The organism is Mesorhizobium sp. WSM3860, assembly GCF_002294995.1.
In the GTDB taxonomy this organism is placed as follows: domain Bacteria; phylum Pseudomonadota; class Alphaproteobacteria; order Rhizobiales; family Rhizobiaceae; genus Mesorhizobium.
In genome coordinates, this window is sequence record NZ_NSGF01000006.1 from 31,498 (window position 1) to 54,743 (window position 23,246).

18 protein-coding genes are annotated in these 23,246 nt (G+C 64.3%); 12 read left to right on the forward strand and 6 right to left on the reverse strand.

Features of this window, described 5'->3' with window-relative positions:
- Nucleotides 1-21 precede the first annotated feature (21 nt).
- Nucleotides 22-609, reverse strand: coding sequence for an XRE family transcriptional regulator (locus CK220_RS12105; protein ID WP_176479064.1), 588 nt, complete (start codon nt 607-609; stop codon nt 22-24).
- A gap of 235 nt (nt 610-844) precedes the next feature.
- Between CK220_RS12105 and CK220_RS12110 the strand changes: the two genes are divergently transcribed.
- The gene (locus CK220_RS12110; RefSeq protein WP_095811758.1) at nt 845-1,549 is read left to right on the forward strand and encodes a nitroreductase; all 705 of its coding nucleotides are present in this window, start codon (nt 845-847) and stop codon (nt 1,547-1,549) included.
- 27 nt (nt 1,550-1,576) lie between these two features.
- On the opposite strand, the gene CK220_RS12115 is transcribed toward CK220_RS12110, so the two are convergent.
- From CK220_RS12115 to CK220_RS12135, 5 genes are all read right to left on the reverse strand, one after another.
- Nucleotides 1,577-3,019, reverse strand: coding sequence for an MFS transporter (locus CK220_RS12115; protein ID WP_095811759.1), 1,443 nt, complete (start codon nt 3,017-3,019; stop codon nt 1,577-1,579).
- A gap of 199 nt (nt 3,020-3,218) precedes the next feature.
- The gene (locus CK220_RS12120) at nt 3,219-3,806 is read right to left on the reverse strand and encodes a sarcosine oxidase subunit gamma (protein WP_095811958.1); all 588 of its coding nucleotides are present in this window, start codon (nt 3,804-3,806) and stop codon (nt 3,219-3,221) included.
- Nucleotides 3,807-3,828: 22 nt separating this feature from the next.
- A complete protein-coding gene (locus CK220_RS12125) occupies nt 3,829-6,822 on the reverse strand; it encodes a sarcosine oxidase subunit alpha (RefSeq protein ID WP_095811760.1) in 2,994 nt (997 codons plus the stop codon).
- On the reverse strand, nt 6,819-7,112 hold the full coding sequence (locus CK220_RS12130; RefSeq protein ID WP_095811761.1) for a sarcosine oxidase subunit delta: 294 nt from the start codon (nt 7,110-7,112) through the stop codon (nt 6,819-6,821). The genes CK220_RS12125 and CK220_RS12130 overlap by 4 nt, the downstream gene beginning before the upstream one ends.
- A 13-nt stretch (nt 7,113-7,125) precedes the next feature.
- Entirely contained in the window at nt 7,126-8,385 is a 1,260-nt protein-coding gene (locus CK220_RS12135) for a sarcosine oxidase subunit beta (protein WP_095811762.1), read from the reverse strand.
- Between the two features lie 205 nt (nt 8,386-8,590).
- Here CK220_RS12135 and CK220_RS12140 point away from each other — a divergent pair, with 205 nt between their 5' ends.
- The 11 genes from CK220_RS12140 (at nt 8,591) to CK220_RS12190 (ending at nt 23,200) form a co-directional block, all read left to right on the forward strand.
- Nucleotides 8,591-11,080: a mechanosensitive ion channel family protein gene (locus CK220_RS12140; protein ID WP_095811763.1), complete on the forward strand. Its 2,490-nt coding sequence runs from the start codon at nt 8,591-8,593 to the stop codon at nt 11,078-11,080.
- A gap of 141 nt (nt 11,081-11,221) precedes the next feature.
- On the forward strand, nt 11,222-11,485 hold the full coding sequence (locus CK220_RS12145) for a hypothetical protein (RefSeq protein ID WP_059187066.1): 264 nt from the start codon (nt 11,222-11,224) through the stop codon (nt 11,483-11,485).
- A gap of 201 nt (nt 11,486-11,686) precedes the next feature.
- The gene (locus tag CK220_RS12150; RefSeq protein ID WP_095811764.1) at nt 11,687-13,126 is read left to right on the forward strand and encodes a UbiA family prenyltransferase; all 1,440 of its coding nucleotides are present in this window, start codon (nt 11,687-11,689) and stop codon (nt 13,124-13,126) included.
- Entirely contained in the window at nt 13,120-14,481 is a 1,362-nt protein-coding gene (locus tag CK220_RS12155; protein WP_245429146.1) for an FAD-binding oxidoreductase, read from the forward strand. The genes CK220_RS12150 and CK220_RS12155 overlap by 7 nt, the downstream gene beginning before the upstream one ends.
- Nucleotides 14,482-14,603: 122 nt before the next feature.
- Entirely contained in the window at nt 14,604-15,047 is a 444-nt protein-coding gene (locus CK220_RS12160) for an EamA family transporter (RefSeq protein ID WP_095811765.1), read from the forward strand.
- On the forward strand, nt 15,044-16,051 hold the full coding sequence (locus tag CK220_RS12165) for an NAD(P)-dependent oxidoreductase (protein WP_095811766.1): 1,008 nt from the start codon (nt 15,044-15,046) through the stop codon (nt 16,049-16,051). The genes CK220_RS12160 and CK220_RS12165 overlap by 4 nt, the downstream gene beginning before the upstream one ends.
- Nucleotides 16,052-16,074: 23 nt before the next feature.
- Nucleotides 16,075-17,547: an aspartate aminotransferase family protein gene (locus CK220_RS12170; RefSeq protein ID WP_095811767.1), complete on the forward strand. Its 1,473-nt coding sequence runs from the start codon at nt 16,075-16,077 to the stop codon at nt 17,545-17,547.
- Between the two features lie 8 nt (nt 17,548-17,555).
- The gene (locus tag CK220_RS12175) at nt 17,556-18,791 is read left to right on the forward strand and encodes a hypothetical protein (RefSeq protein WP_095811768.1); all 1,236 of its coding nucleotides are present in this window, start codon (nt 17,556-17,558) and stop codon (nt 18,789-18,791) included.
- Complete coding sequence (locus tag CK220_RS12180; RefSeq protein ID WP_095811769.1) at nt 18,788-19,543, forward strand: FkbM family methyltransferase; 756 nt, start codon at nt 18,788-18,790, stop codon at nt 19,541-19,543. Before CK220_RS12175 ends, CK220_RS12180 begins: the two co-directional genes overlap by 4 nt.
- A gap of 154 nt (nt 19,544-19,697) precedes the next feature.
- Entirely contained in the window at nt 19,698-22,259 is a 2,562-nt protein-coding gene (locus tag CK220_RS12185) for an FAD-dependent oxidoreductase (protein WP_095811770.1), read from the forward strand.
- A gap of 92 nt (nt 22,260-22,351) precedes the next feature.
- Nucleotides 22,352-23,200 carry a DUF1194 domain-containing protein gene (locus tag CK220_RS12190; RefSeq protein WP_095811771.1) on the forward strand — a complete coding sequence of 283 codons (849 nt, stop codon included), beginning with the start codon at nt 22,352-22,354 and terminating at the stop codon, nt 23,198-23,200.
- Nucleotides 23,201-23,246 lie beyond the last annotated feature (46 nt).

Consider the following 23,246-nt stretch of genomic DNA (forward strand, 5'->3'; position numbering starts at 1 on the left):
TTTTGGGCGGCATGCATTGGTTCAGTACACCGGTGGCGAAACCACCCAGATGACGACTGCCGGCTCGGCGCCAGGATTGCGCCAGCGGAACGGCTTGCCTTCAAAGCGGAACGAGTCGCCTTCGCTGAGCCGATGCCAGACGCCGCCGATCTCGATCTCGAACGTACCCGACGCGACGTAGCCCGCTTCCTCGGTTGGGCGGCGCGCTTCGGTTTTCAATTCCGCGCCCGGCGCAAAGACCGAGCGCAGCATCTCGAAGCTACCGCCAAGATCGGGCGACAGAAGTTCCTCCACGAGGCCCGATTCGCTTGTGCCAAGCGAGCGGCGGCTGCCGGCGCGCACGATCACGCCGCGCTCCTCTTCGATAGGCACGTCATGGCTGAAGAACAGGCTAAGCGGCACGCCGAAGAGTTCGGCGAAGGCCCGCAGATCACCGAGCGAAGGGACCGACAGGCCGCGCTCGACCTGGCTGACCCAGCCTACCGAGCGGTCGAGCTTCAGAGCGATCTCGGCAAGCGTCAACCGGCGGGCCTTGCGCAGCGCACGGATGTCGCCAGCCAGCAGCCGCTCGCCATTGTCCTGTTCCGATCTGATGGCGGTGGAGGTCACTCGAGTCTCGTGAAAAAACCTGAACAAATTTCATGAGAAAGCAAGTTTGTGAAAAAATCAAGTGAATTTTCATGCGGAGCAAGATTTGCTTGCGCCATTTTGGCGGTTGATGCAAAGCCTCGCCATCGATGGCGAGTGGGGCGTCGGGTCGAGGACCAGTTAAACTATTTGTGTCTGCCTATGGTCGTTGCGGGAATCGGGTTGCCGGGTCCAGCCATGCGTGAAGGGACGGCCCATGCTGGAGAAGAATAACCGGATCGCGCTCGACGCGGCGATCGTCGATGAGGCGATCATGTCGCGCCGGTCGGTTCGCGCCTTTTTGCCCGACATGGTCGACGACAGCACAATACGCGCCATCCTGACGGTCGCGGCAAGGGCACCGTCGGGCACCAACATGCAGCCCTGGCGCGTCTATGTGACCAAGGGCGAGGTGAAGCAGCGCATCAGCGACGCCATCCTCAATTCGGGCATCCGGGCCGAAAAGGCCGAATGGGACGAGTACCGTTATTATCCCGACCAGTTCTTCGAGCCCTATCTCAGCCGGCGTCGCGCCAACGGTTTCGGTCTCTACGGCGCGATCGGCATCGGCCGGCGCGAAGTCGACAGGATGCGGGCGCAGCACGACCGCAACTTCGTCTTCTTCGACGCGCCGGTCGGCCTGATCTTCACGGTCGACCGGCGGCTGAACAAAGGCTCGTGGATCGACTACGGCATGTTTCTGCAGAACGTCATGGTCGCGGCGCGGGGCAGGGGCCTGCATACCTGTCCGCAGGCGGCTTTCGCGCCCTATCACCGGCAGATTCGCCCGGTACTCGACATTCCCGACGAGGAGATCGTGGTCTGCGGCATGGCACTCGGCTATGAGGATACGTCCAAGCCCGAGAACGAATTCCGCACCGACCGCGCGCCGCTCGAAGACTGGGTGACCTTTACGAAGTAGCTCCGGCGCGGACCGCAGCCCGATTTGCTAATCCGTGCTAATTTGCCCGCCATGGCCGCTGACATGGGCACCGTCCTGCGGCGTGAGCCTGAAATAGGCGAGTAGCGCGCAAAGCGTGATCAAGCCTTCGACAACGAACAGGATCCGGTAGTCGTTGACGCTGGCCTGGCCGCCGCCGGCGAGCAGCGAGAGCATCGCCGCGGCCAGACCGACGCTAATGGCCACCGCCAGCTGCCAAAGGATGTAGTACAGCGCGCTGAAGCGCGAGAGCTGCTCGGGCGCGATGTCCGAGTAGGCGAGGTTGCCGGTCGAGGCCCACTGCACCGAACGGAAAAGGCCGAAGGCGAAGATGTAGGCAAGCACGATCCAGGTAGGCGTGCTTTCCTGCATCAAGGCAAAACCGGCGACCAGCAGGGCGGCGATCGGCGTGTTGACGATCAGAACCCGCTTGAAGCCGAAGCGGTTCAAGATGCGCGGCATGAAGAAGCGCATCAGCAGCGAGCCGATCGCCGCGACGAAGGTCAGAGATCCGGCTTGCACCGCGCTCATGCCGAAGCCGAGCTGGAACATCAGCGGCAGCAGGAAGACAACGGAGCTTAGCCCTATCGTGTCGAGCCCGCCGCCGGTCAGAAAGCTGATGCGGAAGGTGCGGATGCGCAGCAGATTGAGGTCGAGCAGCGGATTGCGGGCGCGCAGACAATAGAAGGCGGCGACGGTGAGGATGGCGATTGCCAGGCCGAGCTCGACGCCCATGATGCTGGCAGCGGCGTCCTTCCCGGCAAGCGAATCCATGCCGAAGACGAGCAGCGCCATGCCGCCGCCGACTAGCAGGAAGCCGGGAAAATCGAAGGGCGTGCGGACCGGCTTGGTGGTCGTGGGGAACAGCGAGGCCGCGAGCAACGCGGCCGTCAGCGCGATCGGTATGTTGATGTAGAAGATCCAGCGCCACGAGACGTAAGTGGTCAGCGCGCCACCGACGAGCGGCCCGACCAGAGGGCCGGACTGGCCGGCGAGCGAAATATACATGTTGATCCTGAGCGTGCGGTCGCGCGGAAAGCTCGACAGGATCACGACCTGGCCGAGGGTGCCCATAAGCGCGCCGCCGAAACCCTGCAGCGCGCGCGAGCCGACCAGCATCCAGATGTTTTCCGACAGGCCGCAGAGCGCCGAAGCGCTGGCGAAGACGAGCAGCGCGAAGCAATAGACGTTGCGCAGGCCGAAGCGATCGGCCAGCCAGCCGCCGAGCGGCATCGTGACGATGAGGCTCGCGACATAGACGGTGATCAAAAGCCCGAGCTGGCTCGGTGGGCGGCCCAGGCTCTCGCCGATGCCGGGCAGCGCGGTCACAATGACGTTCTGGTCGAGGCTAGTCATGAACACGCCGCAGGCGACGGTCGCCGGCAACAGCAGCGACGGGTCGCCCGCCGGAACAAAGCGGGTCGTGGCTGTCGCCGTAGTCTCTGCGGTCATGGAAGGATATTGTCGAACTGGTTGCCTGAGGGCTCCGAGAGCCCGCGTTTCCTTAGCTATCGTCTTTGCTGGCTCAAGGCTCAAGCGGCAGTTGTGGCCGTCGATAGTGCCACGCTCCGGCTGGACCAATCCCCGAGTGCTGCCTGCTTAAAGGCAATTCCGCACGGAAAACCGCCGCGCAGTTTTCCTGGAATTGCGCTTAGTGCACTTCGTAGCCGACTTCCTCGCTCGCGTGGCACAAGGCCTTCCAAAAGGAGCGCGCGAAGGAGCGGAACACATAGATGTCGAATTGGTCGCCACCGGTGCGCTGGATCTGGGCAAAGACGTCGTGGTGGTTGGTCGAGCGGCCGGCGCCGAGCGGGAAGGCCGGCAAGGCGAAGTCGACGGCGAAGAATTTCGCCATCACCCACTCCGCCTTCGGCCCGGCGATGCGAATCGCGGTGCGGCCATGCGAGAGATCGGTAATCGTGCCGATGGCGGGGGTGATCACGCCCGTGAACGCGGAAGCCAAACCCTCGGCTTCGTCAACCACCGTGAATTTGCCCGGCGCGAATCCGAACGCCGCTTTCGCGCCGTTGACGACGCCGCCGCCGGCAGCATCCGGCAGAGCAAGGCCTGTCACCTTGTATATACCGGACATCAGCCGCTTCTCCTCGCCCGGCCATGCCGCGAGCTGCAGGATCGAGCCCGGCCGCGTCTCGGACAGGATAACGTCAACGCCATGCTCGAAATTGCCGTGCGAGCCTGGATGGTAGACAGGTTCAAGCGGTGACAAGCGCTCAGGCAATTGGCGCTCGGGAAGTTGTCGTTCAACCATGCAGGCGGCTCCCGTCCGGATCGTAGAAATGGTTGGAGACGATCTCGACCGGCCCAAACCGGTTGCGCAGCGGATCGGAGACGAAGGCGCGCGTACCGTGGCGCGCCTTGCCGCCTTTGACCAGCGCAAGCGCTATGTATTTGCCGAGCGCCGGCGAATAGCAGCAGGCGGTGATATGGCCGATCGAATCGTGCGGGTTCTCTTCGTCCAGTTCCTCGACGATATGTCCGCCACCGTTGAGCGCGCGGTTATCGAGAGCGATCACGCCGACCAATTCCAGCCGGTCCGGAGCGATCAGGCCCTCGCGGTCCATCATGGCGGAACCGATGAAGGGCTTCTTCTTCGACAGCATCCAGTCGAGATGAAGGTCGCGCGCCGTGGTGCGGCCGTCGATCTCCGCCCCGGTTACGTGGCCCTTCTCGATGCGCATGGTGCCAAGCGCCTCGAGCCCGTAGGTGACCAGGCCGAAAGGCTTGCCGGCCTCGATGAGAGCTTCCCAGACCCGCGTTCCATAGCCGGCGCCGGAATAGACCTCGAAGGCCATCTCGCCGGAGAAGGAGAGGCGGCAGATCATCACCGGCACGCCGGCGATCTCACCGTGCACAATGCCCATGAAGGGAAGCGTGGCGTTGTCGACGGCCGTGGCATTCACGCAGGCAGCGAGGATCGCCCTGGCTTTGGGTCCGCCGATCGCGGCCCCCGCCCATTCGTCGGTAACAGAGGTGACGGTGACCTTCAGTTCCGGCCAGATCACGTCGAGGAAATATTCCAGATGCTGCATCACCTTGCCGGCATTGGCGGTAGTGGTAGTCATCAGAAAATCCTGCTCGCCGAGCCGCCATGTGGTGCCGTCGTCGAAGGCAAGTCCATCCTCGCGCAGCATCAGGCCGTAGCGGGCTTTGCCGACGGCTAAAGTGGAAAACATGTTGGTGTAAACGCGGTCGAGAAATTCCGCCGCATCCGGGCCCTGAACGGCGATCTTGCCAAGCGTCGAGACATCGACGATGCCGGCGCTCTCGCGCGTTGCCGCGGCTTCGCGGACATAGGCCTGCTCGACTGTCTCGCCGGCAAGGCCGTAGATCATCGGACGGTACCAGAGACCGGCCGCATACATGGTCGCGCCGTTGGCGACGTGCCAGTCATGCATCGGCGTCAGCCGCTCCGGTTTCAGATCGCCGAAACGCTCGGCCGCCAGCGAGCCGATCGACACGGCCGTGTAAGGCGGGCGGAAGCGCGTCGTACCCACTTCGGGGATTGGCTTGCCCAGCGCCTCGGCCATGATGGCGAGGCCCGGCACGTTGGAGTTTTTGCCCTGGTCGGTCGCCATGCCGAGCGTGGTGTAGCGCTTCAGATGCTCGACAGAGACGAAGCCCTCGCGATGCGCGAGCCGCACATCCTCGGCAGTCACGTCGTGCTGGAAGTCTACGAAGCTCTTGCCCTTGGCCTTGATCTCGAAGACCGGTGCCGGATCGGGTTCGCCGGGAGCGGCCTCGACGACAGGGAGGGGAGCGGAGGACGGGCTTCCGCCGGCGGCCTGAAGGCCGGCCGAGCGACCTTCGGCAATGGCTTCCGCGGTCGAAAAACTGCCGGTGAAAGCGCCGGCGCCGATCCAGCGCTGCGTCGGCTGCGGCGGTAGGAAGGCCTGCCTGGCAGGGTTCCACATGGCCTTGGCTCCAGCCTGGCTGGCGAGATGGATCGTCGGCGACCTGCCACCCGACATCAACAGGCAGTCGGCATGGATGCTGCGCTCGTCGCCGCTCAGCGCGCCGCTCGTCAATTCGAAGCGCTGCACCTTGAGGCCGGCGAGCGTCCTGCCGCCTTCCGTCGCAACCACGGCATGGCCGGCAAGCAGCTCTGCTTCGGCCTGGCTCGCCAGCCTGCTCATCTCGTTCGACACGTCGCTGCGGACATCGATGACGGCGACGACGGCGGCCCCGGCCTTCTTCAGTGCAACGGCGGAGCGGTAGGCGCTGTCATTGTTGGTGAACAGCGCGATCCGTTCGCCGGGCAGCACGCCATATTCATTGGCGTAGCGTTCGGCCGCATGCGCCAGCATGACGCCCGGACGATCGTTGCCGGGGAACACAAGCGGACGCTCGAAGGAGCCGGTGGCGAGAACCACCGTTTTTGCGCGGATCGCCCAGTAGCGCTGGCGCGGCTCGCCCTTGGCCGGAACCTCCTTGTGGTCGGTCACGCGTTCGAGCGCCGCCAGCGTGTTGCCGTCGTAATAGCCCCACACCGTCGTGCGCGGCAAAAGGCGGACATTGTCATTGCCTTCGAGCTGGCCGACGACGCGCCCCGCCCAGTCGGCTGCCGGCGCGCCGTCGATGGTTTCGCCCGACCAGTTGGCGGAGCCGCCGAACTTTGCTTCGAGCTCGGCCAGGATCACGCGGCCGCCCTGGTCGGCCGCGGCCTTCGCCGCCATCAGCCCGGCCGGGCCGGAACCGACGACCAGCACGTCGCAGAATGCATTCATGCGCTCGTAGCGCGAGGTATCGGGCGCGGTGCCGGCTCTGCCGAGGCCGGCGGCGCGACGGATGAAATGCTCGCAGAACATCCAGAAGCGCGTGCCCTTCAGCGGCCCGATCACCGGTCCCATGAAGGTCTTGTAGTAAAAGCCGGCCGACAGGAGCTTGCCGCCGAGCTGGTTGAGCGCTCCGATATCCCAGGCGAGCGAGGGCGAGCGGTTCTGGCTGACGGCGACGAGGCCGTCATAGATCTCGACCATGGTAGCGGGAATGTTGGGCTCGCGCACCTCGCCGCGCAGCACCGTCACCAGAGCGTTTGGTTCCTCGACGCCGGCGGCGAGCAGGCCGCGCGGACGATGGTATTTGAACGAACGGCCGAACAGCGTCACGCCGTTGGCGAGCAGCGCCGAAGCCAGCGTGTCGCCGGCGTGTCCGGTATAGGGCGCGCCATCGAAGGTGAATCGGATGGTGCGCAGCCGGTCGATGCGGCCGCCGGTTTCTGTGCGGCGAGGGCTCACTGGTTGCCTCCCGCTTTGTGGCCCGCGGATTTGTGTCCGCCGCGGGCAAAGGCAGTGCTCAGGATTTCATGGGTTACGGTGTTGCGCACTACCCGCAGATGCGCGCGGCAGCCGCCGGAATGCTGCCAGATCTCATTGTGGTCGCCGGCCGGATTCAGCCGGTCGTAGACATAGGCATTCCAGGCGTCGAGATCCTGCGAGGCAGGCTGCGGCCGCTTGCGGTTGCCGTCGCCCTGGTAGGTGAACTCAATGACATCGCGCGGGCCGCAATAGGGACAATTGATCAGCATACGATTTGAAACCCTAATGCAGCCGCGGCGTCGCGCCCTGGCCTTTGTCGTCGATGATGAGGCCGCGATAGAAACGGTCGAGCGTGAAGGGCGCGTTGAACTCGTGCGGCTCGTCCTTGGCGATGGTCCAGGCAAAGCACCAGCCGGAGGCAGGTGTCGCCTTGAAGCCGCCATAACACCAGCCGCAATTGAGATACAGGCCGGGCAGCGGGCCGGTGGTGATGATCGGCGAGCCGTCCATCGTCATGTCGCAAAGCCCGCCCCAGGAGCGCAGCATGCGCACCCGCGCGAGGCCCGGGAACAGTGCCAGCATCTCGCTCATCACCTCGTCGACGACCGGAAGGCTACCGCGCTGGGCATAGCTGTTGTAGCCGTCGAGGTCACCGCCATAGACGAGGCCGCCCTTGTCGGATTGCGAGATGTAGAAATGACCCATGCCGAAAGTGAGAACGGTGCCGATGATCGGCTTCAGCGATTCCGAGACGAAGGCCTGCAGAACGTGGCTTTCGATCGGCATATGTGAGATGCCGGCAAGCTGCATGACATGGCCGGTGTTGCCGGCAACCGCAAGCGCCACTTTCTTGGCGCGGATATCGCCGCGCGTGGTCGTCACGCCGGTGATGCGGTCGCCGTCGCGCAGGAAGCCCGTGACCTCGCAATTCTCGATAATGTCGACCCCGCGCCGGTCGGCGCCGCGCGCGTAGCCCCAGGCGACGGCGTCGTGGCGCGCGGTTCCGGCACGCGGCTGCATCAGCCCGCCAAGGACCGGAAAACGCGCCGAGCCCGAGACGTCCAGGGCCGGAACAAGCCGCTTGATCTCATTGACGCTCATCAGCTCGGCGTCGACACCGAGATGGCGCATGGCATTGCCGCGCCTTGCATAGTCGTCGAGCTGAGCCGGTGTGTGCGCGAGGTTCAGGCAACCCCGCTGCGAGAACATGACGTTATAGTTGAGGTCGTGCGACAGGTTCTCCCACAGCTTCATCGAATGCTCGTAGAAGCGGGTGTTCTGCGGCAAAAGATAGTTGGAGCGCACCGCCGTGGTGTTGCGGCCGACATTGCCCGAGCCCAGCCAGCCTTTTTCCAGCACCGCGACATTGGTGATGCCGTGGTCCTTGGCGAGGTAATAGGCGGTCGAGAGCCCATGACCGCCGCCGCCGATGACGATCACATCATAGGACGCCTTGGGGTCCGGCTTGCGCCAGGCCGGTTTCCAGTCCTGGTTGCCGTTGAGCGCGTTCTTGAGCAGCGAAAAGGCTGAGTATTCCGCCATTCTTCCTGTCGTCCTTTTGGTGCGAGGCGGCAGACTATAGAGCAGGCGAGAAGCGCAAAGCCAAGATTGCGCCATCGCTTTTCGACAGGCCGACTTCGATCCACGCCGCCCGCCCGCGGATGGAGACGGCTTGCCGCCTGATAGGCCGGTCTTTATCAAGGGCGGGATTTTCGAAGATTTTTCGCCGCGAGTCGCCCCTCACGTCATGATTTTCCGACTGCTACGCCTGGTCCTGATCGCCATTGTCGCCGTCGCGGCGCAGCCCTCGCCCGGCGCGATGGCGCAGGCGATCGGTCAGGGCTCCACGCAGCTCATTGCCGACCAGACCAAGGCCATCCAGGATCTGACGGCCAAGACCGACGGCCTGGAGAAGAAGTTAAGCGCCCCAGACCAGGACGACGCCGGCCTTGTCGATATCCGCTTGCAGCTCGAGGATATTTCACGGGCGGCGCTGAACAGCGCGCTCGCGTTCCGTTCACGGCTCAACGACATCAACGCTCGCATCAACGTATTGGGGCCGCCGCCGGCGCAGGGGCAGCCGCCGGAGCCTGCGATCGTCGCCAACGAGCGCGCGGCGCTTACGGCCGAGAAGGCCGAGATCAATGCCGTGGTCGCCAGCGCGCAGAACCTGTCCATTCGCATCAGCGGGCTGGTCGACAGGATCGCCACCCTACGCAGCGGACTTTTCCGCAGCGTTCTGACGAAACGCTACGAATTGACCGATGCGCTGAGTCCGCAGGCCTTTTCCGACGCGCACGAGCAGTTCACCGGCCTCTATAAGGCGGTGGCGTCCTGGCTCACCTTCGCATTGAAGTTCAAGTTCCAGGCCATGCTTGCGGCGACGCTGATGGCGCTGGCGCTGGCGGCCGTGCTGCTTATCGGCGGCAGGCGCCTGTTCGGCCGCATCTTCGAGGCCGACCCTTCGGTCGAAGAGCCGTCGTACCTGAGCCGGCTTTCGGTGGCGTTCTGGTCGACGCTGCTGCCGACCGTGGCGCTCGGCGCGTTCCTCGCCTCGACCGTGTTCTTCTTCAACTATTACAACGTCCTGCGCGGCGACATCGGCGAATTCCTCAACGCGCTGCTCTCGGTCGTTGCGATGGCGTTCTGCGTCAACCGGCTGACCAATGCGGCCCTCGAGCCGCGGCTGCCGAACTGGCGGCTTATTCCAGTGGCAACCGGACCGGCGCGTTGGCTGGTGCGGCTGGCCACCGCCATGGCCGTGGTCCTCGGCTTCAACTACTTCCTGTCCGTCGTCAACGAGAAGATGGGCTCGCCGCTGTCGCTGACGATCGCCAGAAGCTTCGTTGCCACCGTCATTGTGGGCGTCATCCTGATCCTGATGGGCGTGCTGAAGCCTTTCAGAGCGAAGGACGGCTCGTGGCGCCCGTGGCCGGCCTGGCTTCGCTTCATCGCCATCGGGCTCGGCCTCTCCACAATCGCCGCGGCACTGCTCGGCTATATCGGTCTTGCGCTTTTCGTCTCTATTCAGGTCGTCGTCACCGGCACCACGCTGGTCACCGCCTATATCGGCTTCCTGTCGGCGCGAGCGATCGGCGAGGAGGGCGGCTTCGCCGACACTTCGGTCGGCCGCTGGCTGTCGGCCAATTCCAGCTATGAGGACACCGCGCTCGACCAGCTAGGCCTGGTGGTCAGCATCGCCATCAACCTGATGATCGTGCTGGTGTTCCTGCCGATGATCCTCTTGATGTGGGGCTTCCAGCCCGGCGATATCGAAACCTGGGCCTTTAAGCTCGCAACGGGCGTGACCATCGGGTCCGTCACCATCTCGGTGCTCGGCATCCTCACCGGCATCGTTGTGTTCGCCATTGGCTATTTTCTCACGCGCTGGTTCCAGGGCTGGCTCGACGGCTCGGTCATGGCGCGCGGCAAGGTCGACACCGGCGTGCGCAACTCGATCCGGCTGGCGGTTGGCTATGCCGGCGTCGCGCTTGCAGCGCTCGTCGGCATATCGGCGGCGGGCATCGATCTTTCCAATCTGGCCCTGGTCGCCGGCGCGCTTTCGCTGGGTATCGGCTTCGGTTTGCAGAACGTCGTCTCGAACTTCGTCTCCGGATTGATCCTGCTTGCCGAGCGACCATTCAAGGTCGGCGACTGGATCGTCGCCGGCGACATCAGCGGCACGGTCAGAAAAATCAGCGTGCGCGCCACCGAGATCGAGACGTTCCAGCGCCAGTCGGTGATCCTGCCGAACTCGAACCTCATCAACAATGCGGTCGGCAACTGGACGCACCGCAACAAGCTCGGCCGCGTCGACATCAAGGTGGGCGTTGCCTATGGCAGCGACGTCAAGCGTGTCCACGCCGTCCTGCTCGGCATTGCCCGCGCCCATCCTATGGTGCTCAAGAACCCCGAGCCCTTCGTGCTCTTTGCCAATTTCGGCCCGGCTGCACTGGAATTCGAGATCCGCGTGTTCGTGGCCGACGTGTTGAACGGCAGCATCGTCCAGAACGACATCCGTTTCGCGATCTTCGATATCTTCGAAGACGAGCATATCGAGATCCCGTCGGCGCCCCGCGCCGTGGTCGAGACCAAGAAGCACGAGCCCTGGCCGATCGACGACGACAAGATCGAGGCCGAATTCGCCGAACGCGAGCGGCTGGAAGCGGAGGCCGCGGCCGAGCAGGCGCGTCTGGCTAAAACCAAGAGAAGAGGCCGCAAGCCCGACCCCGACTAGGTTTGGCGGCCGCCGAAGCCGATTGTGGCATGAATGCGGCATTCAGTTGCGGTTCACGTTACATCTCATATAAGCTCTCACGCAAAGGCGAGAATGCCTTGCGAAATTGAACAGAGGCGGTGTGGAAACACCGGAATTGCAATGTGGAAGTCTGTCGTTGCCGCCATCGCTTTCCTGGCCCTGGGCGGTTCGGCTTTTGCCGCCAGCGCGGTCAACAAGGACGCCCAGACGCGGACATTGATCGTGACCGAAGGCGGCGGCAAGACCGAGCTGGCGCTGGCCGCCGGCGAGACGGTGGAGTTCTGCCCGAATGGCTGCTTCGTCACCCTGCCCAATGGTGACCTCGAAGCGCTGACCGGTTCGGAAACGGTCGAGATCTCCGGCGGCGTCGCGCGGATCAAGTAAGAACTCCCTTGAATAGATCGGCAAAGGCCGGGCGGACGTCCGGCCTTTTATCTTTTCCGGTAGCCGGTGCTTAACGATGACACCGGAAATGTCCCCTGCACAGCGTGCTGCAACCGGACGTTTTAACATTCGCTCCGCCATCCCCGGTTATATCCGTTGCAAAGACGCCGCAACACGGCGTGGGGTGAGCAGGGCAGGGCGATGGACGCGCGGTCGGACAGGAACGCAATTCCGCTTGCAGTCGATCTCGATGGCACGCTGATTGCAACGGACCTTCTATGGGAAAGCCTGTTCATCCTGCTCAAGAAGAATCCCCTCTATCTCCTCCTGTTGCCGCTTTGGCTGACAGGTGGTCCGGCGCGGCTCAAGCAGGAAATCGCCACGCGCATCGAGATTGATCCGGCCTCACTGCCCTACCGGGTTGACCTGCTGGAGCGGCTGCGCGCTGAACACGAGGAAGGCCGCGGCATCGTGCTGGCGACGGGCACGCCGCGTAAATTCGCCGAGGCGATCGCCGCTCATCTCGGCCTCTTCGACCGAGTGCTGGCGACGGACGGACCGCACAATCTGACCTCGGGCAGGAAGCGCGCCTCGCTGGTCGCCGCCTATGGCGATGCCGGCTTCGACTATGCCGGCAACAGCCGCCATGATCTCAGGGTGTTCGATGCCGCGCGCCACGCCATCGTCGTGGCGCCGGACCGCAGCGCCCAGCGCTGGCAGGCGGCGCATGGCGCCGAGACCATGCCGGCGCCGAGGCGGACGCTGAAGACCTACGTCAAGATGCTGAGAGTGCATCAGTGGCTGAAGAATTCGCTGCTCGCGGTGCCGATGGTGCTGTCGCACGAGTATTTCAACGTCGGCATGATCTGGCAGTGCATTCTTGCGTTCACGTCGTTCAGCGCCGTGGCCTCCGCCATCTACATTGTCAATGATTTCTTCGACCTCGCGCTCGACCGCAAGCATCCAACCAAGCGCAACCGGCCTTTCGCCAGCGGCGTGCTGTCGATTCCGTTCGGCCTTGGCGCCATCGTCGTGCTGCTCGCGATCGGTGTCGCCCTCGGCTGCCTGCTGCCGATCGAGTTCCTCGGCGTGCTCGGCGGCTACATCCTCGTGACCACCGCCTATTCGCTGTCTTTCAAGCGCATGCTGCTGATCGACGTGCTGACGCTCGCCGGGCTCTACACCATCCGCGTGCTGGCGGGCGCGGCGGCCACCGGTGTCGACGTCTCCTTCTGGCTGCTCGCCTTCTCGATCTTCTTCTTCCTGTCGCTGGCGCTGGTGAAGCGTTTCGTCGAATTGCGCGCCACCGCCATCCCCGTCGGCGAGCGCATCGCCGGCCGCGGCTATCGCACCGAGGACCAGGAGATCGTCGCCCAGGCGGGCATGGCCTCGGCCTTCTCCTCAGCGCTCGTGCTGGCGCTCTACATGGACAGCGTCGCGGTGCGCGAGCTCTATCCGCATCCATGGGTGATGTGGCCTCTGGCGCCGATCGTGCTCTATCTCACCATGCGTGTCTGGATCCTCGCGCGCCGCGACGAGATGCATGACGACCCGGTTGTCTTCATTATCCGCGACTGGCGCAGCCAGATCGTGGTGGCCATCGGCGCGGCGCTTCTGGTCGCCGGAGGCTGGGGGTGGTGAGGGCGGGCGCCGAACGCTTCGGCAGCTTCGGGCTGGCGACGCCGCCGGCGCGCCGAGCGATCCCGGCTGACAAAGCCATCGCGCTGTTGCAGAGCGGCGCGGCCAGGCCGGGCTCGCTCATCGGCTACGGCAATGGCCGCTCCTATGGCGACAGCTGCCAGAACCACGCCGGCATGGTCGTCGACATGCGGCCGCTCAATCGCATCCGTTCGTTCGACGCCGAGACAGGCGTGATCGAGGCCGATGCCGGGGCGCTGCTGTGCGACATCATCGCCCATGCCGCGCCTTACGGCTTCTTTCCGGCCGTGGTTCCAGGCACGCAGTTCGTCACGCTTGGCGGCGCTATCGCCAACGATGTCCACGGCAAGAATCACCACCGGCGCGGCACATTCGGCTGCCATGTCGAATCCTTGACGCTGCTGCGGTCCGACGGCCGGACCTGTCGCTGCTCCGAGACAAGCAACGCTCATCTGTTCCGAGCCACGATCGGCGGCATGGGGCTCACCGGTCTGATCCTGTCGGCGTCGATCCGGCTGATGCGAGTGCCCTCGCTCGACGTCGTCGAGAAAGCGACACGGTTCCGCGATCTCGGCGAATTCTTCGACCTTGCTGACGCCGCCGACCAGGCCAATGAATATGCCGTCGCCTGGGTCGATCAGCTCGCCGGCGGCCACGGGCGAGGGCGCGGCCTGCTGTTCACCGGCAACCACGCCGAGCACGGCTCGCATGCCGCCTCGCGGGCGGGCAGCCGGCTCTCGGTGCCCGTGCGGCCGCCCTTCAACATGCTCAACCGCCGCTTCCTGACCGTCTTCAACGCTGCCTATCGGTGGAAGAAAGGCCGCTCTCCGGACCCGCGCCGGGCGGGCTATCAGGGCTTCTTCTTTCCGCTCGACGGCATTCGCGACTGGAATCGGCTCTACGGCCCGCGCGGGCTTTTCCAGCACCAGAGCGTTGTGCCTGAAGCCGCCGCGCGGCGCGCCGTGCCCGCGTTGCTCGAAGCGGCGCGGCGAGCCGGGCAGGGCTCGTTCCTGACGGTGCTGAAGCGGTTTGGTGACGTCCCTTCGCCGGCGCTGCTCTCGTTCCCGCGGCCCGGCTACACGCTGACGCTCGATTTTCCTAACAGGGGCGAAAGCACGCTGAGGCTTCTCGCCGAGCTCGACCGCATCACGATCGAAGCGGGCGGGGCTGTCAACCCTTACAAGGATGCGCGCATGCGGTCCGAAATCTTCGCCGCGTCCTTCCCGCAATGGCGGCGGCTGGAGGCGCTTCGCGACCCGGCCTTCCTGTCGAGTTTCTGGGCGCGGACAGCGAAAAAACTGGATGTGGAGTGCAACGCCCCCGCAGCGGCGGAATAGATCGAATTTGAGTAAATCGTGGTAAATGGAACGTTGAACTCCAAGGTGCCCAAAATAGACCTCCGATTTCACGAAATATTTCCAGGTTTACAGTAGGACCGCGCAAGGGCGGGGTGGCAACAATGAAATACATCGTCTTCATTCTCTTCACGGTCATGACCAATGCCGCCGCGCAGCTGATGCTGAAGCAGGGCATGATGTCGATGGGGCCGATCTCGTTCGAAGGCGTCAATCCGCTCGTAAAGCTGCTGCAGGTCGTGTTCAGCCCGTGGGTTTTCCTCGGCCTCTGTACCTTCGTCATCTCGATGGCGTCGCATCTCTACGTTTTGTCGAAGGTCGAGCTCAGCTTCGCCTATCCATTCCTCAGCCTCGCCTATGTCGCGGTCGCCGTGTTTGCCTATTTCGTATTCCGCGAGGACCTCAATGGCTGGCGCATCGCCGGCATCGCCTGCATCTGCGTCGGCACCGTGCTGATCGCACAGAGTGGTCGCGATTTGGCTGCGCACGAAGACCGAACCGCTTCCATCACCTCCGACAAGATCGGCACAAACGAGATCGTTCGATGAGACACGTGATTTTCGGCGGCGACGGCTTCGTCGGGCGCCATCTTGCGCCCAAGCTCGCGGCCGATGCCCAGGACGTCGTCGTCGCCGACATCGTCAAGAGCGACCTGCCCCACTACCGGACGGTGCGTTTCGTCACTTGCGACGTGACGGATCCAGCCTCGGTCGCGGCCGTCGGCCTCAGGGCCGACGACATGGTCTACAACCTGTCGGCCAAGATGCTGTCGCCGATCCAGGTGCGCGCCAAGCGGCACGACTTCTTCTTCCCGGTGAATTTCCACGGCACCGAGCACATCGTCCAGGCCATGGACAAGGCCGGCGCCTCGAAGCTGGTCCATTACACGACCGACATGATCTACGGCCACACGGTGGTGCTGCCGATGACCGAGGATCATCCGGTGGCGCCGCTTGGCGAATATGGCCTGTCGAAGCTCAAGACCGAGGAGCTCGCCGCCGAATGGCGCAAGCGAGGCATGTCGATCTCGCTGTTCCGGCCGCGGCTGATCATCGGCCCCGGCCGTCTCGGCATCCTGGAAAAGCTGTTCAAGCTGATCGATTGGAACCTGCCGGTGCCGATGATCGGCTCGGGCAGGAATCCCTACCAGTTCATCTCGGTGTTCGACTGCGCGGAAGCCGCCCGCGCGGCCTGGAAAGCCGGCGTGCCGAACGAGGCCTATAATCTGGGCTCGCTCAATCCGCCGCCGGTGAAAAGACTGCTCGGTGACCTGATCAGGCATGCCGGCTCCAAGTCGATCCTGCTGCCGACGCCGGGCTGGGCCGTCAAGCGCACGCTCGACCTGCTCGATCTCCTCAACATGCCGATCATGGACCCGGAGCAGTATCTCATCGCCGACGAGGAATGCGTGCTCGACGTGTCCAAGGCCGAGCGCCAGCTCGGCTGGGTGCCGCAACATCGCGACGAGGACATGCTGATCGCCGCCTACCGCGAATACCGGGCCAAGAAGGACGGCCATGCCGTCGCCACCAAACACGTGCCAGCCGAGTAAAGGCGACGAACGGAGATTTCGAGATGACCGTCATGGCCAAGCCGGAACAAGCGGACGCGCGCGCGCTGGTCGAGGCGCCGGCGCTGTCGCCTGCCACCATCGCCAAACCCGAATTGATCAGCGTCGAGCAGGCCAAGACGCTGGACGTCGCCCGGATCACCGACCTGTTCAAGGCGCATCTCAACCCAGGCCAATTGCACTTCATGAAGCTGCTCGGCTTCCACAAGGTCAAGATCGAGCGCGCCGAGGGGATGTTCTACATCGACCAGAACGGCCGCAGAATCCTCGACTTCTTCGGCGGATTCGGCTCGCTGGCCTTCGGCCACAACCACCCGCGCATCCTGGAGGCGCGCAAGAAATTCCAGGAGGAGAAGCGCCCGGAGATCGCCATCGCCTTCATGTCGCAATATGCGGCGGCTCTTGCGCACAACATCGCCAAGTGCTCGCCCGGTGACCTCGACATGGTGTTCCTCGGCTCCTCCGGCTCGGAAGCCATGGAAGCGGCGGTGAAGCTCGCCGAACGCGCCGCGGGTCCGAAGCGGCCGAAGGTCGTCTATGCCGAGAATTCCTTCCACGGCAAAACCAAGGGCGTGCTGGCGATCACCGACGGACGGCTCTACCGCGCCGAGTTCAAGATGGCCGACAATGCCGTGCGCGTTCCCTTCGCCGACATCGACGCGGTCGAGCGCGCCTTCCGCAACGATCCCGAGATCGGCGTCATCGTGCTCGAAACCATCCAAGGCGGCGGCGGCATCATCCAGGCAGAGCCGCAATATTGGCAGAAGCTGCGCGCGCTCTGCGACCGGTATGGCGTGCTGTGGGTCGCCGACGAGGTGCAGTGCGGCTATGGCCGCAGCGGCCGCTTCTATGCCTTCGAGCACTACGGCGTCGTGCCGGACGTGACGGCGCTGGCGAAATCGCTCGGCGGCGGCAAGGCTGCGGTCGGCGCGATGATCGCCAAGCGCGACGTCTATATGAAGGCCTATGGCACGCCGAAGACGGCGATGATCCATGCCATGGCGACCTTCGGCGGCATGGGCGAGGCCTGCGTCACCGCGATCGAAGCGCTGAACGTGCTTTATGACGAGGGCCTGATCGACAATGCCGCTTCGACGGGCGATTACCTTCTGCAGCGGCTGCAGGCTCTGAAGGAGAAGTACCCGAAGATCATCAAGGACGTCCGCGGCAAGGGCTTTATGATCGGGCTCGAGTTCCACGATTTCTCGCAGACCCTGCCGATGGTGCTGCGCCCGGTGGTGAGCGTGCTCGACGACAAGCTGAAGGGCTCGCTCTCGGGCTTCGTCGGTTCGCTTCTGCTGCGCGATTACGACGTGCTCGTCGCGTTCACCGAATACAACCGCAACGTTATTCGGCTCGAGCCGCCGCTGATCTGCCAGCGCGAGCATGTCGATCGCTTCGTCGATGCCTTCGACAGCCTTTTGTCGCGCGGCATCGTGGCGATCGTGAAGGATTTCGTGAAAAGCCAGGTCCGCTGAGACAGACGATGCTGACCAAGCCGCCCGTCGCTCCCGCTAATCCGCTCGACCGGCTGGTCGGCGCCGGTCTTGCCTGGGGCGAGGGGCTATACGCGCGTTGGGCCGTGCCGATCGGGGCTATCGCGTTCTCGCTCTACATCCTGCTCACCGCCGTGACCGCCTGGTTCATGCCCGACACCAACTGGGACATGCTGGCATACCTGGCGATCGCCGAAGAGGGCACCTATCCCGATCCGCAGGCGCTGCATGACTATGCCTACAGCACCGTCAAGGCCGGCGTGCCGGCCGGCGACTACAAGACGCTGACCGACGATGGCGATGGCTTCCGCACCCACATGGCGGAAAATGCCGCCGACTTCCACTCGCTGCTCGGCATGTACCGTATCAAATTCCTCTATGCCGAGATCCTGTCCAGCCTCAGCCATGTCGTCTCGCCGGTCGAGGCGATGCGGCTGGTGCAGGTGTTCTCGGTGCTGTTGTTCGGCGCCATCACGCTCGCCTGGCTGCGCGCGGAAGGCGCGCTGGCGTTGGCGCCGGTCGTCGGGGCCATCCTGATCATGGCCGATTTCGGCGATGTCGCACGGGCCTCGACCCCCGACCTCCTATGCTCGGCGCTGTTTCTCGGCGGGCTGTTTGCCTATGTCCGCAAACGCGAGGTTGCGACCGCGCTCCTTCTTTGCCTCGCCTTCATGTCGCGGCCGGACAACATCGTCTTCCTCGCCATTTTCGCTATCCTGCTTGTCGCGTTCCGGCAGAAGGCGTGGGGCGCGCTGGCCGGCTTTGCCGCCTCATTCGTCGCCTATTTCGCCATCTCGCATTGGGCGCAGCACCCCGGCTGGTGGCCGCATCTGTGGTTCGCCAGCATCGAGCAGCATTACAACATGGACGGGTTCGAGCCGCCATTCTCGGTGGCGGCCTATCTCAAGGCCTTCGCCGCCTCGGTCGTGCGCGCCATCGACGTCAACAGCTGGATCGGCGTCTCGGTGCTGGCTTTAGCCGGCTGGTACGGGCTCGACCGTGCGGGCTTCCGGCTCGACCGCCGTGCCGGCATCCTGCTTGCGGCGCTCGTGCTCGGCGTGCTCGCCAAGTTTACCGTATTTCCGATCCACGATACGCGCATCTATTTCCCAAATCTCCTGCCGCCCGTCCTGCTGCTGGCCGCCCCGCTGATGGCGCTGTGGGCATCGGCAACGCAGGGTGGGCAGCGCGGTGCGCTACACGCCATTCCTGGAGACACGTCATGAGCTCGGTTTCCAGCCTCGCGCGCGTTCTGTTGTCGCTTGGCCTGCCGGCCAGTCTGCTCGATCGCGGGCCCGCGCTGCGCGGCACGAAGTTCCTGGCCAAGGCCGCGCTCAAGGCGCGAGTCAGCGGTGGACGGCCATTCCAGATGGTCAACGTCGGCGCCTGCGACGGCGCGCTGTTCGACGATGTGACGCCTTGGCTGCATCGCATTCCGCGGTCGCGTGCCATGCTGGTGGAGCCGATCCCCTATAACCAGATGCGGCTGCGCGCCAACTATCCCGATACCAGCCGCTTCGTCATCGAGCCGGTGGCGGTGACCAGGACAAAGGGTACGATCACCGTCCGCACTTTCGATGCCGCGGCACTGGAGGCTGGCACGCTGCCGATCGAGTTCATCGGCTGCTCGTCGGTCACCGACACCAATCTGATGTCGGGCAAGAACGCCTGGGGCGAGGCCGACGCCAACTTCAACAGGTTCGCGCCGCATCTGAAGGACATCGAGGTGCCGTCGGAGACCTTGCAGACGCTGCTCGACCGCAACGGCATCGGCCATATCGACGCCTTCTTGGTCGACTGCGAGGGCGCCGACTGGATGGTGTTCGAGCAGCTTGATCTCCAGCGCTACCGTCCCGGCCTGATCAAGATCGAGATCGGCGCACTGCCCGCGGCCCAGATCGGTGAGGTCGTGGTCAAGCTCAAGACCGCCGGCTACCAGGTCGGCTTCCAGGCCGAGGACATCTGGGCTTTCGGCTGAGCGAAATCGCATCCCGAGCCGAGCCGGCGCGCCGGGTCGCGCCGCACCTGCAGCGTGTCGCAAACAGGCGGTAGCTCAAACCGCCTCCTCTGCATATTGTGCGCAATTCGAACGGGCGCCAGCGCGCCCGCTTTACCACTTTGGAGTCGCGGGCATGGCAGAGTTTCCGAATAAGGCGAAGGTCGTCATCGTCGGTCTTGGCGGTATCGTCGGCGCGTCGGTCGCCCATCACCTGATCGAACGCGGTTGGGACGACATCGTCGGCATCGACAGGTCGGGCATTCCGACCGATATCGGCTCGACGGCGCACGCCTCGGACTTCTGCTACACGACCAGCCACGATTTTCTCTCCTGCTGGACGACACTCTATTCCATCGATTTCTACGAGAAGATGGGGCATTACGCGCGCATCGGCGGCCTCGAAGTCGCGCGCGTCGGCGACGACGGCCGTATGGACGAGATCAAGCGCAAGATTGCTTCCGCCAAGGCGTTCGGTACCCGCGCGCGCCTGATAGAGCCGGCAGAGATCAAACAGAAGTTTCCGCTGATCGAGGAGCATCTGGTGCAGGGCGGCCTGTGGGACCCCGACGCCGGCCTCGTCATCCCGCGCTCCCAGACGGTCGCCGGCAAGCTGGTCGACCAGGGTGTCGCTTCCGGCAAGCTTCACGCTTTCGCCAATACCTCGGCCAAGGACCTGATCGTCGAGAACGGCCGCATCAAGGGCGTGGTGACCGAGCGCGGCACGATCGAAGCCGATTATGTGGTCGTCTGCACCGGCATCTGGGGCCGGCTCACCGCGGCACTGGTCGGCGAAGACCTGCCGGTCATGCCGATCGATCACCCGCTTACCTTCTTCGGCCCGTATAACGAGTTCGCCGGCACCGGCAAGGAGATCGGCTGGCCGCTGCTGCGCGACCAGGGGAACTCGGCCTATATGCGCGACACCGGCGATCCCAAGACCGCCGAGGGCGGACAGATCGAATGGGGCTATTACGAAGAGACCAATCCGCGCCTTTGCCATCCGCGCGACCTGCTCGAAAAAGACCAGGCGCGGCTCTCGCCCTCGCAGCGCGACCTCGACATGGAGCAGATCATGGCGCCGCTTGAGCGCGCCATGGAGCTGACTCCGATTCTGGGCGAGCTCGGTTACAATGAAGGCCATTCCTTCAACGGCCTGCTGCAGGTGACGACCGACGGCGGCCCGTCGATGGGCGAAAGCCAGAAGGTGAGGGGGCTGTGGTACGCCGTCGCCATCTGGGTCAAGGACGGTCCGGGTATGGGCAAGCTCATCGCTGACTGGATGACCGACGGCCGCACGTCGATCGACCACCATGCCATCGACTATGCGCGTTTCTATCCGCACCAGACGAAGGAGGAGTTCATCTGGGATCGCTGCACCGAGACGGCGATGAAGGTCTACAATCCGGCCGTCCATCCGCGGGAGCCGTTCTCGAAGGGCCGCAACATTCGGCGCTCGCCGTTCTGGGAGCGCGAGAAGGAACTCGGCGGCTATTTCATGGAGCTGGGCGGCTGGGAGCGCGCCCACGGCTATGCCGCCAACGAGCACCTGCTGGAGAAGTACGGCAACCGCGTGCCGGTGCGCGAGAACGAATGGGATAACCGCCATTTCTGGCGCGTCTCCAATGCCGAGCACCTGGCGATGAGCGAGGACTGCGGCATCGTCAACCTGTCGCATTTCTCGATGTATGACGTCGAGGGCCCCGACCATGTGGCGCTGCTGGAATGGCTGTGCGCTGCCAAGATCGGCGGCGACAACAATATCGGCAAGGGCATCTACACCCACTTCCTCGACGAGGAAGGCATGGTGCGCGCCGACTTCACGGTAATCCGCATGGCCGATCGCTGCCGTGTGATCGACGGCGCCGACGCCGGCCCACGCGACTTCCGCTACATGCAGCGCACCGCGCAGGACAAGGGCTTCGACGTCACCGTCACCGACGTGACCGAGAAGTACGTCACCATCGGCATCTGGGGGCCGAACGCGCGCACGACCCTGCAGAAGGTGGTCGAGGACCCGAACGGGCTGACGCCGGAGAATTTCCCCTTCGCCGCAATCAAGCCGATCCGGATCGGCGGCAAGGACGTGACGGCTTTCCGCATTTCCTATGTCGGCGAGCAGGGCTGGGAGCTGCATATGCGCTACGAGGACGGGCTCGCCGTCTGGGACGCGCTGCGCTCGACCGGTGTTATGCCGTTCGGCGTCGAGACCTACGCCAACACGCGCCGCATGGAGAAGAGCCTACGGCTGCAGAACGCCGACCTCTTGACCGAATACAATCTGCTCGAGGCAGATCTTGCCCGCCCCAAGGTCAAGGAGAACGACTTCTGCGGCAAGACCAAGCACCTGGAATATCGCGCTCGCGAGCATCAGCCGGCGATGCTCTGCACGCTGGTGATGACCGAGAACACAGATTCCAAGGGCGTCGCGCGCTATCCGGTCGGCACAATGCCGGTACAGGATCCCGCGACCGGCGAGACGCTGGTCGACGAGCTCGGCCGCCGCTCCTTCACCACGTCGGTCGCCTACGGCCCGACGATCGGCAAAAACATCGCGCTTGCCTACCTGCCCTGGGCCTACTGCCAGGAAGGTCGCAAGCTGCAGGTGGAGTATTTCGGCGAGACCTATCCGGTCGAGGTGGCCGGCGTCGGTTACAAGCCGCTCTACGACCCGGAGAATCTCAAGCCGCGCAGCTAAGCGAGCGCGCGTTCGCCCGGATTGGTAGAAGGCCCGGTCGGCGTCGGGGCTTTTTGCTTTGTTCATGCGCGATTATCGCTTACCGTTGGGTCATGTCCGCTTTGGGCCGAACAAGGCATTGGCTTTCCGGTGCCGCCGCGCTGGCGCTGCTCCTCGCTCTGACCTCGCCATCGAGTGCGATAGAGCCGGTCGATGTCGAGCTGGTGCTCGCAGTCGATGTTTCGCTCTCCATGTCGCCGGCCGAACTTGAGATCCAGCGCCATGGCTATGCGGCGGCACTGACGGATGACAACGTGCTCAAGGCCATCGCCGACGGCGTCCACGGCAAGATCGCGGTCACCTATGTCGAGTGGGCTGGCACCAGATGGCAGCGGGTCGTCGTACCGTGGACAGCGATTGCCAATCGCGCAGACGCCGAACGGGTCGTTGCGCAGATGAACGCGCGTCCACCGGACAGCGCGCGACGTACTTCGATCTCCGGCGCGCTGGCCTTCGGCAGCGACCTTTTCGCCGAAAGCGGCTTTCAGGGGACCAAGCGCGTCATCGACGTTTCGGGCGACGGACCCAACAACCAGGGCGCGCCGGTCGACATCACGCGGGACGAGGTGGTGAGGCAGGGCATCACCATCAACGGACTGCCGCTGATGACAAGGGGCGGGTACGGCGGCGCCTTCGACGTCGCCAATCTCGACCGCTACTACAGTGACTGCGTGATCGGCGGGCCGGGTGCCTTCATGATCCCGGTCAACGACTGGACACAATTCCCGGAAGCGATCCGCCGCAAGCTGGTGCTCGAGCTCGCCGGTCCGGCCTCGCGGCAATGGGCGGCAGAAGAGGCGGCACACCCGCCGGTCGTGCTCGCCGACGACAGGCCGGCCGCCGATTGCCTGGCCGGCGAGAAGATGTGGCGCAACCGCGGCTGGATGCCGGACAGCCGGTGACGGTCGGCAACGGCCCACCGGAGCGGCGGCCGTGGACTTGCTTCCT

Bases quoted from the DNA above. Each gene is read 5' to 3' on its own strand.
- CK220_RS12110 (WP_095811758.1), top strand. From the start codon at position 845: ATGCTGGAGAAGAATAACCGGATCGCGCTCGACGCGGCGATCGTCGAT.
- CK220_RS12115 (WP_095811759.1), bottom strand. From the start codon at position 3,019: ATGACCGCAGAGACTACGGCGACAGCCACGACCCGCTTTGTTCCGGCG.
- CK220_RS12130 (WP_095811761.1), bottom strand. From the start codon at position 7,112: ATGCTGATCAATTGTCCCTATTGCGGCCCGCGCGATGTCATTGAGTTC.
- CK220_RS12135 (WP_095811762.1), bottom strand. From the start codon at position 8,385: ATGGCGGAATACTCAGCCTTTTCGCTGCTCAAGAACGCGCTCAACGGC.
- CK220_RS12140 (WP_095811763.1), top strand. From the start codon at position 8,591: ATGATTTTCCGACTGCTACGCCTGGTCCTGATCGCCATTGTCGCCGTC.
- CK220_RS12145 (WP_059187066.1), top strand. From the start codon at position 11,222: ATGTGGAAGTCTGTCGTTGCCGCCATCGCTTTCCTGGCCCTGGGCGGT.
- CK220_RS12150 (WP_095811764.1), top strand. From the start codon at position 11,687: ATGGACGCGCGGTCGGACAGGAACGCAATTCCGCTTGCAGTCGATCTC.
- CK220_RS12160 (WP_095811765.1), top strand. From the start codon at position 14,604: ATGAAATACATCGTCTTCATTCTCTTCACGGTCATGACCAATGCCGCC.
- CK220_RS12165 (WP_095811766.1), top strand. From the start codon at position 15,044: ATGAGACACGTGATTTTCGGCGGCGACGGCTTCGTCGGGCGCCATCTT.
- CK220_RS12170 (WP_095811767.1), top strand. From the start codon at position 16,075: ATGACCGTCATGGCCAAGCCGGAACAAGCGGACGCGCGCGCGCTGGTC.
- CK220_RS12175 (WP_095811768.1), top strand. From the start codon at position 17,556: ATGCTGACCAAGCCGCCCGTCGCTCCCGCTAATCCGCTCGACCGGCTG.
- CK220_RS12180 (WP_095811769.1), top strand. From the start codon at position 18,788: ATGAGCTCGGTTTCCAGCCTCGCGCGCGTTCTGTTGTCGCTTGGCCTG.
- CK220_RS12185 (WP_095811770.1), top strand. From the start codon at position 19,698: ATGGCAGAGTTTCCGAATAAGGCGAAGGTCGTCATCGTCGGTCTTGGC.
- CK220_RS12190 (WP_095811771.1), top strand. From the start codon at position 22,352: ATGTCCGCTTTGGGCCGAACAAGGCATTGGCTTTCCGGTGCCGCCGCG.